This is a genomic window from Thioalkalivibrio sp. HL-Eb18 (genome assembly GCF_000364985.1).
Taxonomy (GTDB): domain Bacteria; phylum Pseudomonadota; class Gammaproteobacteria; order Ectothiorhodospirales; family Ectothiorhodospiraceae; genus Thioalkalivibrio.
Map to the genome: position 1 here is coordinate 1 of NZ_KB822982.1, position 17,101 is coordinate 17,101.

Consider the following 17,101-nt stretch of genomic DNA (forward strand, 5'->3'; position numbering starts at 1 on the left):
GGTCAGGGGCAGCTTCGTTCCCTGCATCACGGTGCCGGCGATCAGCGAGGCCTGATGCCGACAGGCGTTGCACTGAAACCTCTTGCGCGGGCTGCCGTGCAGGACGCAGTGGGCTTGGCACCCGCAACGCGGGCAGCGGAAGCCGGCCGGCCATCGGGCCCGCTCCAGCGCCGCCTCGCACTGGGCCTCGGTGCCGTACTGGGCGATGAATGCCGGCAACGACATCCCCGGCTGAAACTGAATCCGATTCTGCGCCATGAGGCCACTCTCCGCTCACTGTGTAGCCTCAACGTACGCCCGGGGGTGGCTCACCCAGTGAGCCTGGCTGACTCTCGTCGCTAATCAGGAGAAATCATGAGTGTCCTCTTCTTTCCCCCGGGCCCATCCAGAAACTTTCCCGTACACGGAAACCCTGGCACGGCAAGGAAGGGATGGGGTTCCCACTTGAGATCATCCATGCCGATCAGCTCATCCTCGCTGGCAAATCGGGGCATCTGCTCTATAGCGTCGAAGAACTCTGGCGAGAAGACCAGGCAGTAACGGCCGTTTTTCGGCAACTGGTGCGCCAGCATCAACGCGTCGATTTCGGCCTCCGAGAACCCGGCCAGCACAAACAACGCGTCATGGTCAATCATGCCGGCGCCCGCCCGCGGCCGCCCCTGGCTGGCCTCCTGTATGCATCGTTCCTGACTGTTCGCATTCCCTGAATAAAACAAAGTGCTGACGGAACCGACCTGTTTGCAAAGCTCCGGGCGAGCCGCACGTTGCGCCACGGTCGCGAAGCAACGCGAGCGAAGCTGGGCTGCCCTCGTTCCTGGCGAGCTCAACGGCGCGACCGAGATACTGGCCGGCGAAATCAGATAACAGGGTTTTTCAGAAGCAATCTGCCGGGCCAGATCCACGTACAGGTATTCCCTGGCGTCAGGTTCCGAAGGAAACAGTACCCGTTCATCGGGTTGCCCAACCCAACCACAGCCGGCCAACAGGACCGGACCCGCCAGGTATATGGCGATGTGCCACCACTTCATCCGATGCATCCCGTGGGGGCTCCCTTCCCGATTACCAAGACATCAATGGACGTCGGGGCCAGACCTTGCCTTTTGCCCTCCGCCGCCACCTTGCAGAGGCAATAGGCAAAGTCTGACCCCCATAGCAGTACTTCTTATGGCACCGATGGGTGATATGCCAGACATGGCCCGGCAGGTGATGGCGATTTGCCCGTGGCATGGCCTCCTCCCCGGAACGCCCATTGACGGCCAAAATGACCGCTCTAAGCTCGAATCCCGAGCTTGCTAGACCGGTTTCCCTCGGTCTTTCCGTCGGTTACCGAGGTTCGACCCCATTATTTCTTGCTGTCATTCAGAGTTTGGCTCGTACGGGACGTCCGAGCGGCGTGCATTTGGTAGTTGCTCGTCGAGCGACTGCCGATAACGCAAGCAGCCGCGCAGGAATTCCGGCCACGTCGGAACCATGGGTACCGGGTCGGACTTCTCAGGAAGTAGGCCCCACAGGTCTGGATGATGCCAACAAAGTTCATGGCCGCTACTGTCTCGATGAGTCCGAATTCCGTCTCTCAGTCGCTTCACCTCGGCGATTAGCGCCTCGCGCGTCATGGTTTCAAGATCTTCGTCCACGTTACCTCCTACCTGGTCATAGGGACCACGCCGGGTTTCGGACCTCGCTAACCGACGGTTTTCACGACCGTTATCCTGCACCCGACGCCTGGGTCGGACCTCCCTAACCGACGGTTTTCACGAGCGTTATCCTGTTTGCCCCTCACCCATGAAGATGAAGGCCTTATTACCCTCGTTTTGTAGTCAAAACCGCCGATCTATGCCATAACTCGCGACATCCTCACGAACACACGCCGTATCCCCCAACTGTTCAACCTCGCGGCCCGGCGAGCGTACCCCCAACGCCCGCTGCACTTCGTCCACAAATGGCCGGCTCCCCACAGCGACAGCCGTTGACCAGCGGTCATCTCGCGCGGCGCGATCAGACGCGAGCCCCTCCTCGACCCACATCCGATGGCAGTCCCTCAGGTCTGCCAATGAACCTATTCCCAACGACTCCAGCAGCGCCTGTTGATCAACTACCCGATACCGGTCCGGAGGCGCCTGGATTTCCCGATATCCGCTGGCTTCCCACTCCGCGGGATGTTGCACCGCCCCTGCCCGCACCATGTTCAGGTCGATGTACACCAGACAACGGGCCAGATGGGTACCGGTCTCCACCGCGGTGGCATGGTAGCGATCTTCCCAGAACGCCCCCTTCCGTCCCTTGCGCCGGTTGTAGGCCTGTCCGACGCGACCGGCGATCAGCTGAATGGCCCGCGGAATCTCGCCCGCACCCGTATCGCGCACCAGCAGGTGCACATGGTTAGACGTCACGATGTAGTTCAATACGCAAAGCCCATAACGCTGCCGTGCCTGATACAGCCAGTACCGCCAGAGCCTGCGGTCGCGCGCAAACACTTCAGCAGAAACTCCTTCTTATGGCACCGATGGGTGATATGCCAGACATGGCCCGGCAGGTGATGGCGATTCGCCCGTGGCATGGCCTCCCTCCCTGGAACGCCCATTTGATGGCCGAAATGACCGCTTTAAGCGAGAATCCTGCCCTTTCTAGACCGGTTTCCCTCGGGTTTTCCGTAGGTTACCGAGGTCCGACCCCGTTATCTCCCGCCACTTCCCAGGCTCCAAAGCTATGGGCCAACCATCGTCTATATCGAAGTTTGATAGTGCGGAATGCACCCAACCAACCGTTCGCGGAAGCCGCCTGAATCGAACCACGTGCATTACGTAATCGAAAAGTCGAACATGTCTATACGGATAGAGCATAGACACGCGCCCTATGTGAACAGTGCTTCCAGATGGGTTCTTGATCGATATATGCGCACCACACACCACCTCTCCATCCACTTCTTCGATACCGTATATCACGTCGGCTTTGAAACGGGGAGTCGCTCTCAAGATGTTCCATATAAATACAGCCGTTGATAGTGCTTCACCGTATATTGCTAGAGACGGGGTTATATCCAACCTCTCAATCTCATTGTTGTGTTCAGTTGCTACGAGGCGTCTCTCCGCAGTGCATAACGCCCGGTTCAGCGGCGGATCTCAGTGGTAAGAATTTTGCTCTTCATCTTGCAACACAAAATCATGGGTGTCCTCTTCTTCCTTTTCTTCACATGCCGCGCCTTCGGCAGTATTCACTTAGTCGCTGGTATCTGACGTCTCGCGTAAGCTGTGGCGCCGCCTGCCCGATTTCATCCACACATTGCCCGAACTCTCGGGGGGCCCACTGTTGGTCGGCAATGATGGCGTCCAGCAGGCGCAAAGCCTCCGCCGGGTATTGTCGGCACAGGCCAGATTCGCGCAGCAGGTGGGCAACGTAGTGGGGATGCTCTATCGGTTGCAACCAGTCCTGCATCGCTTCCAGGGCCGCCGGGAACTCGCCTCGCGCGGCAATGATCAGTCGGGTCAAGGATTCGGCGATTCGCGGAGTGGCAAGGTCGCGTGACTTGGGCCAGACCTGTTGCCAGAACGGCTGGACACGATTCTTCCAATAGTCCTCGCGCTGATCAGCAGCGCCCTCAAGTGCCTGTGATAGCGCTTGTACACATTCCTCCAGACCTTCTTGAGGTAGCGCGCCAATCGCGGATCGATAGTCATCCACGGTGTATCCATCGGTTGGACCCAATGCTGCGTACGTCAGGAAGGCCGAGAACTGTTGCCGGTGCTCGCCCAGGTCGGCGTAGCGGTTTGCGCACTCCAGAAACTGGGGTTTTAAGGCCTCCAGCAAAGGCTGGTACAAGCGAGGTGACCACAGGAAGCCTTCCCACACAGCTTGCGCTTCGGCCGGACTGTCCCAGTTGAATAGCGGCAACAGGTATTGTTCTGTCCACGGACGGTCCACCCGGAAAAACGCGATCAAATGCGCACTCAGCAGGACCCGTCCGTGGCGGAATCGATCGATCTGTCCATCGCAGAGTTCGATGAAGAAAGGTCTGATGTCGGTTGGAAGCAAATCGTTGTCGTTCGGGTTCCTTTTGAACCATAGGTTGATCAGCGCTTGCGCAACATGCCCCACCGGATGATTGATTGCTTCTGTAACGGGTTGGTTAAGCGGCTCTTCGTTGCGCATCATGCCAGTGCCTGCTTCCAGTGGTAGGGCCAGAACTCGGTGGCACAGGTCCAGCAGAATGTCCTCGTGGCGGTTAATCGCCTTGGATGCGGACTTGATCCACCACGTCAGACTGTGGATGGTCTCCTGGATGACAATGTCGGGCATAGTCCGAACCAGCGGCGCGGCATAGCGCCACGACCGTAGTACCATGCCTTCTTCGGCCCAGACCTGCATTGCTTCACGCCATCGTCCGACCGGCCATACCTCATCACGTGCCAACTCGCATAGCGCGTACAGACTGTGAAAGAAGCGAGTACGGCACACGTCGCGCCACGTATCTTCGTAGAATGGTTTCCGTTCGGACGGCGGCTTTGCCAACCATTGAACGAGCTCACGACGGGTTCGAGGTGTAATGTCGACATAGCTACTTGCTTCATAGTCCGGATCGCCGGTGCCACTCATCCAATGGGAGAACTCATCGCTTTCGTTGGCTGCCAATTGCCATTTCGGGTAGGCATTGGACAGTTCCGCCAACCGAGCCGCTGCGGGTATTCCGAGAGTGAGGCCCGATGCGTTCAACTTGGCCAGATGCAGCCAGATGGAGCGGGCGACGAAGTCTTGCCACTGATCTGCTTCCAGATCATCCAGGTACATCTCGCGCGGTGGGCCTGTCAGTATGGCCGCTTCCAGACGATCTTGAGTCACCCCTGCCAATTGGCGCCCTTGCAGGACCAACAACCGGAATACTTCCCGTCTCGTATCCACAGACCACAGCCACCATGTGCCATCGGCCAGGAGCCAATCCACCCATTGTTCGGGCGGGATGCAGTCATCCTCACTGGCACCGAATAAGGCGAGTCGTTTGAAGGTGGGGTACGGCAACTCGAACCAGCCCAGCGCAATTCGCGCCGCGCGTGCACTGTCGTTGGCGCGAAGCGCCTGCCACGCATCGCGCAGCAACTCGATCAGGGTTACCCAATCGCGGAAACCCCGGTTCTGCCAGTGCGGCCTAATGGACGGCAGATCCCAGTACGATCGGTCGCTGCGGTCATCGGCCTCGCCCAGTTCGCGCAACAAGTCCAGCGCATCGCGTAGCAGTTGCTGGAAGTCCTCCAGCAGTTGCGGCAAGGCGGATTTCCAGTCCTCGTCGGCAAGGTCACGCAAGGCCGAATGCACATGATCGGTGGCCAACACCAGCTCCCAATCCACCAGTTGCCGCAAGCGCGTAGGTTCGTCCGCACTTTCTTCTTCATCGCTCCAGCGGAACGGCTTCTTCAAGGCCACCTGGGGTGCGAGCAGTTCGCGTAACTCCAAGCGCAGCGTAGGGGTCAGGCCCTCCCGCTTCAGTCGATTTCTCCAGCGATAGAGATCGGGGTCGTGCCACGATGACTTGACCCGGCCGCTGAGCAGCAGACGCCACAACGTGCACATAAAGGGGCTAGGAATGGCCTTGGGCGCCTGCGAACGGATCTCATCCAATTCAGCGGTCTTGCCGTCACGCTCCAGCGAGGCCAGACGATCCAGCTCGTGCTCGATCAGCCAAGGCCATCGATCGTGCATCTGGCCGCCACGTTGCGCAATCCAGAGGATCAGCCTCGGGTCATCCAGATGGCGCGTGAGCCAACGGGCCAGATGAAACATCACGTCGTCCCACTGGCTACCGGCGACACCGCCGGAGGCCAGCAGCATCGGCGGCGCACGGTCATAGGGCGCAGGCCGGCGAATCAGGCTGAAGCGCAGTTTGGCGTCTGTCTTGTCGTGCGGCGGCACGTCGAAGCGGGGCAAATCGCTGTGACAATAGCGCTCGTCCGAGAAGGCCTCCAGCAACCAGTCCAGCGATGGAACAGGGTTGAAGTCGGCAAAGCGCTGGGCCGGCAGCCCTGATTTGTCCGACAAGGCCCACAACATCCGGCCAACGAAATCGTCCTGCTGCGTGCTCGCCGACGGTCGTGCCAGGGCGTGGCTGACAACGATGCGCTCCTTGCCCAGTACGCCGTCACGATAGGTGTCCGCCCAGGCGTGCAGGGTTTGGTGCAGCGCCGAATGGTCATGACTACCGGTCGTCACATGGTAAACGATGGGTGTGACGCCCTTGGCTTCCCACTCGATGGTCTTGCCGTGCTCCTGCCCTGGCTCGCAATCGGCCAGCGCCCAGGCCTGAGGCGTGACTTCGCCCAGCATCCGGTCGGCGGCCAGAGCATCCATCATGTAGCGCAGCACCGGGTCGTCGATGCTGTAGCCCACGAAGCAGACTACGTAGTTTCGAAACAACTCGCTTACGAAGCGAGCAGCCCAGCGTTCGGTCAGATAAGCCAGGCCGAAATCGCCACTGGTGACCACCAGACGGTTCAGGCCCGTGTCGTCCGCCTTCTCGGGCAGCAGGCCGTGCAGGTAGACCAGCCCATCCCAGCGGCTGTTCTTCGGGATAGGCAACATCGGTGCCGCATAGACCTGGAATGCTTGGCCAGTGCGTTTGCCCGCAGCATGGAAGACGCGGTCGAAGTTGGTGGTTACCAGCCGCAACGCCCCCTCGCGGCTGGAAGCGAGCCTCAATAGCGTTGCCTGAGTATCAGTGGCGCCTTTGCGGCGCAGCTTCGGGTTCAGCGCCTGTGCCAACGCACGACGAACAGCCAAACGTTGCCCCGGCAGGCGCCTCTCAAGCAGGTCGAGTGTGGCATCGAACTGACCATGGTCGAAGGCCTCGCGCTCGATGTCCGAGGGCTCGGTACCATTCAGCCGGTAGATCTCTTCTACCAGACCCTTGAAGCCCGGCAGCCCGGCAGGGTACGAGATACCCGCACCGCAGAAAAACACCAGGCACCCTTCCTCGTGCGCCTGCAAGAGCGCATCCGGAATATCAGGACCGTGGGTGATGAATTGCATTGTTCCTGCTTCCTATCCAATTCGCGCGCATGCCAGCAACCGAAATCTCAGCAGGTATAAAGTTGAGCTGACCGGTGCGAGACCCAGCGTCCGATTCAGCTAGCACTTATGGTTATCTCGCTTCTCAATAGAATCCCTAGAAGCCTCGGGTAGTTTTCTATAGGTTTCGCTGATGTGCCTCGGAAAAGTAATCATATACTCCACTATAACATTAAGAAGCGAAAATAAGCTGCCAACTGTATCCATAGAGTCGACATCAATCTGCCCCGGATAGACAGCATTGTTTCCCGTGACGCGCACGATATCAAGCGCTTCCTGGACATTAGGTGGAAGGCCACGTTTAACCAGAGAACCTATATCCGTATTTATGTTCTTGCCTGGCTCACCGAGCTCAATGCAGAGCAGTTGAACTGCTAGACGTAGAAGTGCGGCTGCGCCCCGAGGAGACGTAGCTGATATTCTTGCTGCTTCATTATAGCTCTCCCGCACAGGATCCGGCATGTCGAGATTTGGCAAGAATCATGGGTGTCCCCTTCTTTTGCACGCTTCTTTCTCGATCATGGGTGTTCTCTTTTTCCTTACTTGTCATTTGTTATAAACAATAAATCCAATCGCCCAGAGCGCAACGGCAAATAATATAACTGCGCCCCACCAAGTATCAAACGGCTTCTCACGCCGTGAAACCACCACAGAGAGGAAATACGCACAGAACATAATCGCCATCAGAACACCTAGCGCGGCGACCAGGACTAGCCCAGACGGACTAACACTAAAGATCGAATGAGTTAAAGCCACGCCTCCCAGTCCAACGGAAAATGCCAACATCGAACTCAGAATCTGAGTCAGGCGATCGCGAACGTGATCGACAGCACCATCTAATCTGATCTGACCAAAACCAATCGAGATAAGAAAGCTACTGAACGATCCCAAAGCCAGAAGGAAGATAAACAACACGGAGAATGGGACGAACGAAAATAATCCTTCGAAAAGATCCTGCGCTAAGGAATTACTTCCCATTGCTCCCAGACGTTCTAACGGATCATGCAGGGCATAGAGAACCCCTACCGAAACCCCAAACAAACCAAAGAGAATCCAATCCTTCTTTAACTCCTTCACCAAGTCACTACTAGCTTGCGAAATACTCCCTTTCATACTCGACCTCCCTATCCTTTGATCGACTAACGCCTAACGAAGACAAGAGAGATCTTAGGCGTCCTCTTCTCTCCTTTCTTCTCTCTTTTTCTTTTCTTCACTTCATAGCCGCATCAAGCACACTGGTCGCAACGTGCGCTTGCAAAAGAAATCCTACAATAAATAGAGATAGCCCTGAGATCCCCAAGCCCCAAATCCAACTCTCAAGCCTGCCAGGAATCCCTGATGCATCCACATTAACGCCACCCAACGCTAACCTCCATCTCTCGCCGAGACGATAGTCCCGAACAATAATCAACGTCAGAGTCACTACCAACAGTGAGCTGGAGAGAAATAAGACCCACCAAGAGAGCTTAAGCGCCAACAACGCGGAAAAATCAAAAAACAAATCCCGGTGGGACAGAAAGACCGTGATTGAGAGAGATAAAGTACCTCCGGATAGGAGAAATACCGCCCTCGCCAACGAATTCGCCCTGTTCCGAACGTCCGCTTGATGCTCATTGAAGGTTTTTAGCTCTTCGCCCATAGAATTTCGAACCGTGATCAAAGCTCAACCAGAGAGGCGAATTCCATCAGCCTATCTGTTTCCTTTGGGCGGACCTTCATTTTTAGGCGGAGTAGGCACTTTCTGCATCGCTGGTGGGTTCGCACTCTTCGTTTCAAGGTGGGACTGCGAAGGGATGCGCTGCATGGTGGGAATGGACGCACTGTCGCGAACGTGTTTTGGCTGATTTCTGTTCGACATAAAAACAACCTCTATAGTGCTAGTTACGTTATGTTTAAGGTGAAGAAAGCAACGATCAAGAAGATCGATATGACCAAAGCCAATCCGACGGCTCGATTGGCCCAAAGATTCAAAGAATCACAAGGGGTTGATCGATTAAATGAAGCTTCATCGTTCTCAAGATAATATGCCTCAGCGTTTTGAAGACGCGCCGACAAAGCTCGGTTACTAACCAGAAAAGCGGACAATGAAACCGATATGGAAGTCGCAAGCAAAAGCCAGCCGACTACCAAAAGGTAAGATGCCCTCATTTCTTCCATCGAAAACAAAGCACTCGTTGCGCTAAGAGAAAATGCCAATGTTGCAGAGGACAATGTGAGGACCGCCTTGTCGTAAGCTTGGGTATTGGATAGCTCACGGGCCAAGATTTCGCGCCGGATCTCAGCTAGCAGCCTGTGAGCCTCTGCCTGCTCTGCCGGTGATCGATAGTTGTCGTTCATAAATGATGGACTGGGACGAAATTAAAGGGCTAACGATAATTCAATCCCAGCTCAGCGCCCCACCCGTCTGATACTCCGTAACCCGCGTCTCAAAGAAGTTCTTCTCCTTCTTCAGATCGAGCACCTCGCTCATCCACGGGAACGGGTTGTCGGCGCCCGGGTACAGCTCGGCCAGGCCGATCTGCGCACAGCGGCGGTTGGCGATGAAGTGCAGGTATTCCTCGAACATCTGCGCGTTCATGCCGAGCACGCCGCGGGGCATGGTGTCGCGGGCGTACTGTGCCTCCAGCTCGACCGCATCGTGGATCAGGGTGCGCATCTCGTTCTTGAAGTCTTCGGTCCACAGGTGCGGGTTTTCGAGCTTGATCTGATTGATCACGTCGATGCCGAAGTTCATGTGCATGGACTCGTCGCGCAGGATGTACTGGAACTGCTCGGCCACACCCGTCATCTTGTTGCGCCGGCCCATGGAGAGGATCTGCACGAAGCCGACGTAGAAGAAGATGCCTTCGAACACGACGTAGAAGGCGATCAGTTCGCGCAGCAGTTTCTGGTCCGCGTCCGGGGTGCCGGTGCGGAAGTTCGGGTCCGCCAGGTGCTTGGTGAACGGCAGCGCCCACTCGGCCTTGGTGGCGACGGAGGGCACCTCGCGGTACATGTTGAAGATCTCGCCCTCGTCCAGGCCCAGGCTTTCCACGCAGTACTGGTAGGCGTGGGTGTGCAGCGCCTCCTCGAAGGCCTGGCGCAGCAGGTACTGTCGGCATTCGGGGTTGGTGATGTGGCGGTACACGGCCAGCACCAGGTTGTTGGCCACCAGCGAGTCGGCGGTGGAGAAGAAGCCGAGGTTGCGCTTGACGATGGTGCGTTCGTCGTCGGTCAACCCGTTCGGGTCCTTCCACAGGGCGATGTCCGCGTTCATGTTGATTTCCTGCGGCATCCAGTGGTTGGCGCAGCCGTCCAGGTATTTCTGCCAGGCCCACTTGTACTTGAAGGGCACGAGCTGGTTGAGATCCGCGTGGCAGTTGATGATCTTCTTGTCATCGACGCGGATGCGCTCGGCCCCCATCTCGAGGTCTTCCAGGCCGGTGCCGGTCAGGGCGTCTTCGTTCGGCTCGGCCAGCGGCTGGCCGGCGTTTTCCGGCTCCGGCGAGACGCTGGGCGCGGCGCCGGCGGTGCTCATCAGGGCTTCGTTCTCCTGAAAGCCCATGCCGGGGCGGACGGCGGGTTCTTTCTGGCCTTCGCCCTTGATCGCTGCGATGGGATCGTCCCAGTTGAGCATTTCTCTTCCCCTTCCCACGTGATAAATGAGTATGTGGATTTCTAAATAAATGTGGGCTACATTCGTAGCCCGTCCTGCAGGAAGTCATCTTGTACTAGGGGCGGAAAGGTCGGGCTAGAGTTGCACCTCTAGCCCGCCCACTTACCTACACGGCTTCGGTTTCGAACGCCGATGCGGCTTCACCGGAACAGTTTTTGGACCTGGCTTCGGTGAAGTACGCCTTCTGCTAGGCACACAAGCCATAACCGCCTCCTCTTTCCCCTTCCCGCTCCGAGGAAGCCGCCGATCGGGGTTTAACCGACGGCTCCCCATACCATCTCGTTTCAGCCTTACTGGCAGGCCTCGCAGTCCGGGTCGAGGATGGAGCACGCCTTGGGAGCCTCGGGCTCGGACGCCTGCTGGCCGCCGGAGACGGCGTTCAGCTTGTTGGCACGCGAGGAGTCGGCCACGGTGCTCTTCTCCACGTGGGTCGCGCCCATGGAGCGCAGGTAGTAGGTCGTCTTCAGCCCGCGTACCCAGGCCAGCTTGTACAGGGCGTCCAGCTTGGGCCCGGAGGGCTCGGCCATGTACAGGTTCAGGCTCTGGGCCTGGTCGATCCACTTCTGCCGGCGCGAGGCGGCCTCGACCAGCCAGCGGGTGTCCAGCTCGAACGCGGTGGCGTACAGGGCCTTGAGGTCCTCCGGCACGCGGTCCAGCGGCTGCACCGAGCCGTCGTAGTACTTGAGGTCGTTCACCATGACCTCGTCCCACAGCTCGCGATCCTTCAGGTCGCGCACCAGGTACGGGTTGATCACGGTGAACTCGCCGGACAGGTTCGATTTGACGAACAGGTTCTGGTAGGTCGGCTCGATCGACTGGCTGACCCCGCAGATGTTGGAGATCGTCGCGGTCGGCGCGATCGCCATGGTGTTGGAGTTGCGCATGCCGACCTTCTTCACCCGCTTGCGCAGGGTGTCCCACTCCAGGCGCTGGGTGGTGTCCATCTGCAGATACTCGCCGCGCGAGTCAGCCAGCTTCTTCACCGAGTCGATCGGCAGGATGCCCTGGCTCCACAGGCTGCCGGGGAAGCTCTCGTAGCGCCCGCGTTCCTCGGCCAGGTCGGTCGAGGCCTTGATCGCGTAGTAGGACACCGCCTCCATGGAGGTATCGGCAAACTCCACCGCGGCCTCGGAGGCATACGGCACGCGCAGCTTGTACAGCGCATCCTGGAAACCCATGATCCCCAGCCCCACCGGGCGGTGGCGCAGGTTGGAGCGCCGCGCCTGCGGCACGGAGTAGTAGTTGTAGTCGATCACGTTGTCGAGCATGCGCATGGCCGTGTTCACGGTCTGCTCGAGCTTTGCCTGATCCAGCTCCCCGGCCTCGTTCACGTGCGCGGCCAGGTTGATCGAGCCCAGGTTGCACACCGCGATCTCGTCATCCGAGGTGTTCAGGGTGATCTCGGTGCACAGGTTGGAGCTGTGGACCACGCCGGTGTGGCTTTGCGGGCTGCGCAGGTTGCACGGGTCCTTGAAGGTCATCCACGGATGGCCGGTCTCGAACAGCATGCCGAGCATCTTCCGCCACAGGTCCACGGCCTTCATGGTCTTGTGCACGCGCAGCTCGCCGCGCGCGGCCTTCTCTTCGTATTCGCAGTAGCGCTTCTCGAAGTCGCTGCCGACCAGGTCGTGCAGGTCCGGCGTCTCGTTCGGGGAGAACAGGGTCCAGTCGCCGTCCTCGGCCACGCGCTTCATGAACAGGTCCGGGATCCAGTTGGCGCTGTTCATGTCGTGGGTGCGGCGGCGGTCGTCGCCGGTGTTCTTGCGCAGCTCGATGAACTCCTCGACATCGATGTGCCAGGTCTCGAGGTAGGCACACACGGCCCCCTTGCGCTTGCCGCCCTGGTTCACCGCCACCGCGGTGTCGTTGGCGACCTTGAGGAACGGGACCACGCCCTGCGACTTGCCGTTGGTGCCCTTGATGTGGGCGCCCATGCCGCGCACGCGGGTCCAGTCGTTGCCCAGGCCGCCGGCAAACTTGGACAGCAGCGCGTTGTCGCGGATCGCGCTGTAGATGCCGTCGAGGTCATCCGGGACGCTGGTCAGGTAGCAGCTGGACAGCTGCGGGCGCAGGGTGCCGGAGTTGAACAGGGTCGGCGTGGAGCTCATGAAGTCGAACGAGCTCAGCAGGTTGTAGAACTCGATCGCACGCGCCTCGCGGTCGATCTCGTTGATCGCCAGACCCATGGCCACGCGCATGAAGAACGCCTGCGGCAGCTCGAAGCGGGTGCCGTCCGAGTGGATGAAGTAGCGGTCGTACAGGGTCTGCAATCCCAAGTAGGTGAACTGCAGGTCGCGCTCGGGCTTGATCGCCGCGCCCAGCTTGTCGAGGTCGTAGCGGGTCAGCTCGCTGTCGACCAGCTCCAGATCGGCGGCGCGGCGGATGTAGGCACCGAAGTACTCGGCGTAGCGCTCGGCCAGCTGGGCCTGGGTGGCCTCTTCCGGGCGGCCGTGCACGAAGCTCAGGGCCTCGCGGCGCAGGGCGTCCATCAGCAGCCGGGCGGTGACCTCGGAGTAGTTCGGCTCCTTCTCGATCATCACGCGGGCGGCCATCACCAGCGCGGTGGCCACATCCTTCTCGGCGACGCCGTCGAACAGGTTGCGGCGCGCCTCGGTCAGGATCTTCTCGCCGTCCACGTGCTCGATGCCGTCACAGGCCTCGGCGACGACCGCCTGCAGACGCGCCTCGTCCAGCGGGGCCTGGGTGCCGTCGGCGCGGGTCACGTTCAGCGCGGCGGCCGCTTCCTGCTCTTCCGGGGATTGTTCGGCGGCCTCGGCGGCACGCTTCTGCGCCTGCTGCTCGCGGTAGATCACGTAGGCCCGCGCGACCTTGTGGTGGCCGCCGCGCATCAGGGCCAGTTCCACCTGGTCCTGGATATCCTCGATGTGCACCGTCATGCCCTGGGTGCCGGCGCGGCGGAACAGGCTGTCCACCACCTGCCCGGCGACTTCCTTCGACACCTCGTGGATGCGGCGGCTGGCCGCGGCATTGCCGCCCTCCACCGCGAGGAAGGCCTTGGTCACCGCGACCTCGATCTTGGAGGCATCGAAGCCGGTGACCTTGCCATTGCGGCGAATCACCTGGTGCTGGCCCGGGCTGGTCGCCAGGACCTCGGCCGACGGTTCGGCCTGCGGCGGGTACTGGATGCCCTCTTGGGCTTCGGCGGTCTGGGTGTCGCTGTACATGGTGGCGGCCTCACGCGTAACTGTGGGTAGTGGACGTGAAGTACTATAGATCGGGGATCGGGAAGTGCATAGACACAATATCTTGTGCCTGTCAGCCGAATAACCCCTCGGACAACCCGTGGGCAAGCTGTGGATAAAAACCCCAACCCGGCACTCTGCCGCCATTCTTCGGGCGTTCGCCCGGTGGTGGATAAATCGCCCTCGTTGTGATCGTTCGGGCCCACCATCAGCAAACACGAACATGAAAATGTTTTATGGCCCGCGATTACCGAATCGGTATCCGTCGATGGGTCTTCCCAAGGTCGAATCCGGGTGGACCCTCGCGCGCGGTGGCGGTGTTGGACAAAGCCCCGCCGGGTGCCAATAATCCCCGCCTTATCGAACCCGCCTTGCGCGCCGTCGGCCCGACCGGCAGCGCCAGCCGTATTCATCGAATCGACAGGGAGTACCGCATGAGCGACGCCAAGGACCCATCCGACAAGAAGAGCAAGAAGGCCGATAAGAAGGACATGCCCAAGGCCGCCGTCGCCACCGGGGCCGTTCAGGCCGCCGCTGGCGCCGTCTCGCTCTCCGGTGCCGGCGAGCCCTCTTCCAAGGAAAAAAAGGGTGGCGACGAGAAGAAACCGCGCCACTGCCCGCTACTGATCCTGGGTTCCGGCCCCGCCGGCTGGACCGCGGCCGTCTACGCTGCACGCGCCAACCTGAACCCGGTGGTGATCACGGGTCTGGAACAAGGCGGCCAGCTGATGACCACCACCGACGTGGACAACTGGCCGGGCGACAACGACGGCGTGCAGGGTCCTGAGCTTATGCAACGCATGCAAAAGCATGCAGAACGCTTTGACACCGAGGTGATCTTTGATCACATCCATACGGTGCATCTGAAGGACAAGCCCTACCGCCTGGTCGGCGATGCCGGCGAGTACACCTGTGACGCGCTGATCATCTGCACCGGAGCCTCCGCCCAGTATCTCGGGCTGGAATCCGAACAGGCATTCATGGGCAAGGGTGTGTCCGCCTGTGCTACCTGCGACGGCTTTTTCTACCGCAACCAGAAGGTCGCGGTGATCGGCGGCGGCAATACCGCGGTCGAGGAGGCCCTGTACCTGTCCAACATCGCCTCCGAGGTCGTGCTGGTACACCGCCGCGATGCGCTGCGCGCGGAGAAGATCCTGCAGGACAAGCTGTTCGAGAAAGAGAAGAACGGCAACGTCACGATCGAGTGGAACCACACCCTGGACGAGATCCTGGGCGACGACTCCGGCGTGACCGGCATGCGCATCAAGCATGCGCAAAGCGGCGAGACGAAGGACGTCGAGCTGATGGGCGTGTTCATCGCCATCGGCCACAAGCCGAACACCGACATCTTTCAGGGTCAGCTGGACATGGAAGGCGGCTATATCAAGGTACAAAGCGGGCTGGAAGGCAACGCTACCGCGACCTCCGTGCCGGGCGTGTTCGCCGCCGGCGACGTGATGGACCATGTCTACCGCCAGGCGGTGACCTCTGCCGGCACCGGCTGCATGGCCGCACTGGACGCGGAGAAATACCTCGAAGAGAACGGCTGAGTCGTGAGCGCCGAGGGCGACACCCAGGCAACCCCGCCGGAAGACCACGCCGAGCGCATCGAGCTGCGCGATAGCCTGGCCGACGTGGACCCGGGAGCCTGGGATGCCCTGACCGGCGGCACCGAGCCGTTTTTGCGCCATGCCTTCCTGGAGGGCCTGGAGCGCCACGGCTGCCTGGGGCGGCAGTTCGGCTGGTTCCCGCAGCATGTGCTGATCTTTCGCGAGGATCAGCTTGTTGCGGCCGCACCCGCCTACGCCAAGACCAACAACTACGGCGAGTTCGTGTTCGACTTCGCCTGGGAGAGCGCGTGGAGCCGCCACGGGCTTAACTATTACCCCAAGCTGGTCGTCTCCGTGCCCTACACCCCGGCTACCGGGCCGCGCCTGCTGGTGCACCCGGAGGCGGCGGACTTCGATCACCTGCGCACCCTTCTCGTGCGCGCCCTCGCCACCCGCGGGCGCGAGCTGAACGCCTCCGGCGTAAACATCCTGTTCCCGAACGCCGACGATCTCGCCGTAACCCGCGAGCTGGGCCTGGCTGAGCGCATGGGCTGCCAGTACCACTGGACCAACGCCCCGGACGGGGGCTACAAGGACTTCGACGCCTTCCTCGGCGCGCTCAGCTCGAAAAAGCGCAAGAACATCAAGCGCGAACGCCGCCGCGTCGCCGAGGCCGGCATCGAGTTCCGCACCCTGACCGGGGCCACCGGATCGCCCGAGGACTGGGCACGCTTCCACCGCTTCTACGTCGACACCTTCGAAAAGCACATGGGCATCCCGACGCTGTCCGAGGCGTTCTTCGTGGAGACGGCGGCGGCGCTGGGCGATCAGGTGGTGCTGTTCGAGGCAAGACGCCCAGGCGATGCGGGGGACGACGAGACCATCGCCGCGGCGCTTTGCTATCGCAGCCACGACACCCTGTACGGGCGCTTCTGGGGCTGCACCGAGGAGCTGGCCGATCTGCACTTCGAGACCTGCTACTACCAGGGCATCGAGTTCTGCATCCGCGAGGGGCTGGCCCGCTTCGAGCCCGGCGCGCAGGGCGAGCACAAGATCCCGCGCGGCTTCCTGCCCACGCCCACCTGGTCCGCCCACCTGATCCTGACCGAAGGCTTCGACCAGCCCGTGCGCGACTTCTGCGAGCGCGAGGCCCAGCTGATGCGCACCCAGTGCGAACGCCTGCACGAACACTCGCCCTACCGGCAGGCCTCCCAACCAGACGATGCACCTCGCACCTGACCGATCTCCTTCCCCATCCGCCGGTGCCCGCGCGCTAACTACCAGCGCGGCACCACCCGTAGGAGCGGGCTCGCCCGCGAAGCCCCTGCCCGCGCTGGAGCCCGCCCCAGACCATTCGCCTGCAAGCAGGCTCCTTGTGTCTTGCGGTTCACGGATCGCTACCATGAACCGTATTGGGCTCGGGTAACCCGTCAGGCTCCTGAGGTCACGAACCTGTTCTGTAGATTGGCCCCGAGTCCTTTCTCATCTCGAAGTTTGAACGGTATCCAAGACCCCCCTCCGTGACGGACGGGTGAGGCTGTACGGACAAGGCGAGAGGACGAGATGGCTCATATTGGCGTTGATGTTAGCAAGAACAAGCTCGACTGCATGTGGGTCCGGGATCTGGAGGCGGGCAAGGTGAA

At 60.3% G+C, this 17,101-nt stretch carries 12 protein-coding genes and 1 pseudogene; 2 read left to right on the forward strand and 11 right to left on the reverse strand.

The window, feature by feature from the left end:
* The 11 genes and pseudogenes from F813_RS13750 to F813_RS0113005 all read right to left on the reverse strand — a co-directional run.
* Positions 1-258, reverse strand: a 258-nt coding sequence (locus F813_RS13750) for a transposase (RefSeq protein WP_038060359.1), incomplete at its 3' end; no start/stop codon positions are given.
* Between the two features lie 80 nt (positions 259-338).
* Positions 339-1,037 (reverse strand): hypothetical protein, encoded by a 699-nt coding sequence (locus F813_RS13755; RefSeq protein ID WP_017926891.1) that lies wholly within the window; start codon positions 1,035-1,037, stop codon positions 339-341.
* Between the two features lie 318 nt (positions 1,038-1,355).
* On the reverse strand, positions 1,356-1,634 hold the full coding sequence (locus tag F813_RS14250) for a hypothetical protein (RefSeq protein ID WP_081601321.1): 279 nt from the start codon (positions 1,632-1,634) through the stop codon (positions 1,356-1,358).
* Between the two features lie 183 nt (positions 1,635-1,817).
* Positions 1,818-2,557, reverse strand: a pseudogene (locus F813_RS13760) (transposase).
* 629 nt (positions 2,558-3,186) lie between these two features.
* Positions 3,187-7,011 carry an anti-phage defense-associated sirtuin Dsr1 gene (dsr1, locus tag F813_RS0112990; RefSeq protein WP_017926893.1) on the reverse strand — a complete coding sequence of 1,275 codons (3,825 nt, stop codon included), beginning with the start codon at positions 7,009-7,011 and terminating at the stop codon, positions 3,187-3,189.
* A gap of 99 nt (positions 7,012-7,110) precedes the next feature.
* Entirely contained in the window at positions 7,111-7,512 is a 402-nt protein-coding gene (locus F813_RS14635; protein WP_081601322.1) for a DUF4145 domain-containing protein, read from the reverse strand.
* An 84-nt stretch (positions 7,513-7,596) separates the two neighbouring features.
* Positions 7,597-8,163, reverse strand: a complete 567-nt coding sequence (locus tag F813_RS0112995; RefSeq protein WP_017926894.1) for a hypothetical protein — start codon at positions 8,161-8,163, stop codon at positions 7,597-7,599.
* Positions 8,164-8,260: 97 nt separating this feature from the next.
* Complete coding sequence (locus F813_RS14260; RefSeq protein ID WP_081601323.1) at positions 8,261-8,689, reverse strand: hypothetical protein; 429 nt, start codon at positions 8,687-8,689, stop codon at positions 8,261-8,263.
* 242 nt (positions 8,690-8,931) lie between these two features.
* Complete coding sequence (locus F813_RS14365; protein WP_155995148.1) at positions 8,932-9,387, reverse strand: hypothetical protein; 456 nt, start codon at positions 9,385-9,387, stop codon at positions 8,932-8,934.
* Positions 9,388-9,427: 40 nt separating this feature from the next.
* Complete coding sequence (locus tag F813_RS0113000) at positions 9,428-10,666, reverse strand: ribonucleotide-diphosphate reductase subunit beta (RefSeq protein ID WP_017926895.1); 1,239 nt, start codon at positions 10,664-10,666, stop codon at positions 9,428-9,430.
* 329 nt (positions 10,667-10,995) lie between these two features.
* Positions 10,996-13,890 (reverse strand): ribonucleoside-diphosphate reductase subunit alpha, encoded by a 2,895-nt coding sequence (locus tag F813_RS0113005; RefSeq protein WP_017926896.1) that lies wholly within the window; start codon positions 13,888-13,890, stop codon positions 10,996-10,998.
* Between the two features lie 452 nt (positions 13,891-14,342).
* Here F813_RS0113005 and trxB point away from each other — a divergent pair, with 452 nt between their 5' ends.
* Positions 14,343-15,458, forward strand: a complete 1,116-nt coding sequence (gene trxB, locus F813_RS0113010; protein WP_017926897.1) for a thioredoxin-disulfide reductase — start codon at positions 14,343-14,345, stop codon at positions 15,456-15,458.
* A gap of 3 nt (positions 15,459-15,461) precedes the next feature.
* Complete coding sequence (locus F813_RS0113015) at positions 15,462-16,697, forward strand: GNAT family N-acetyltransferase (RefSeq protein WP_012982833.1); 1,236 nt, start codon at positions 15,462-15,464, stop codon at positions 16,695-16,697.
* Positions 16,698-17,101: the final 404 nt, after the last annotated feature.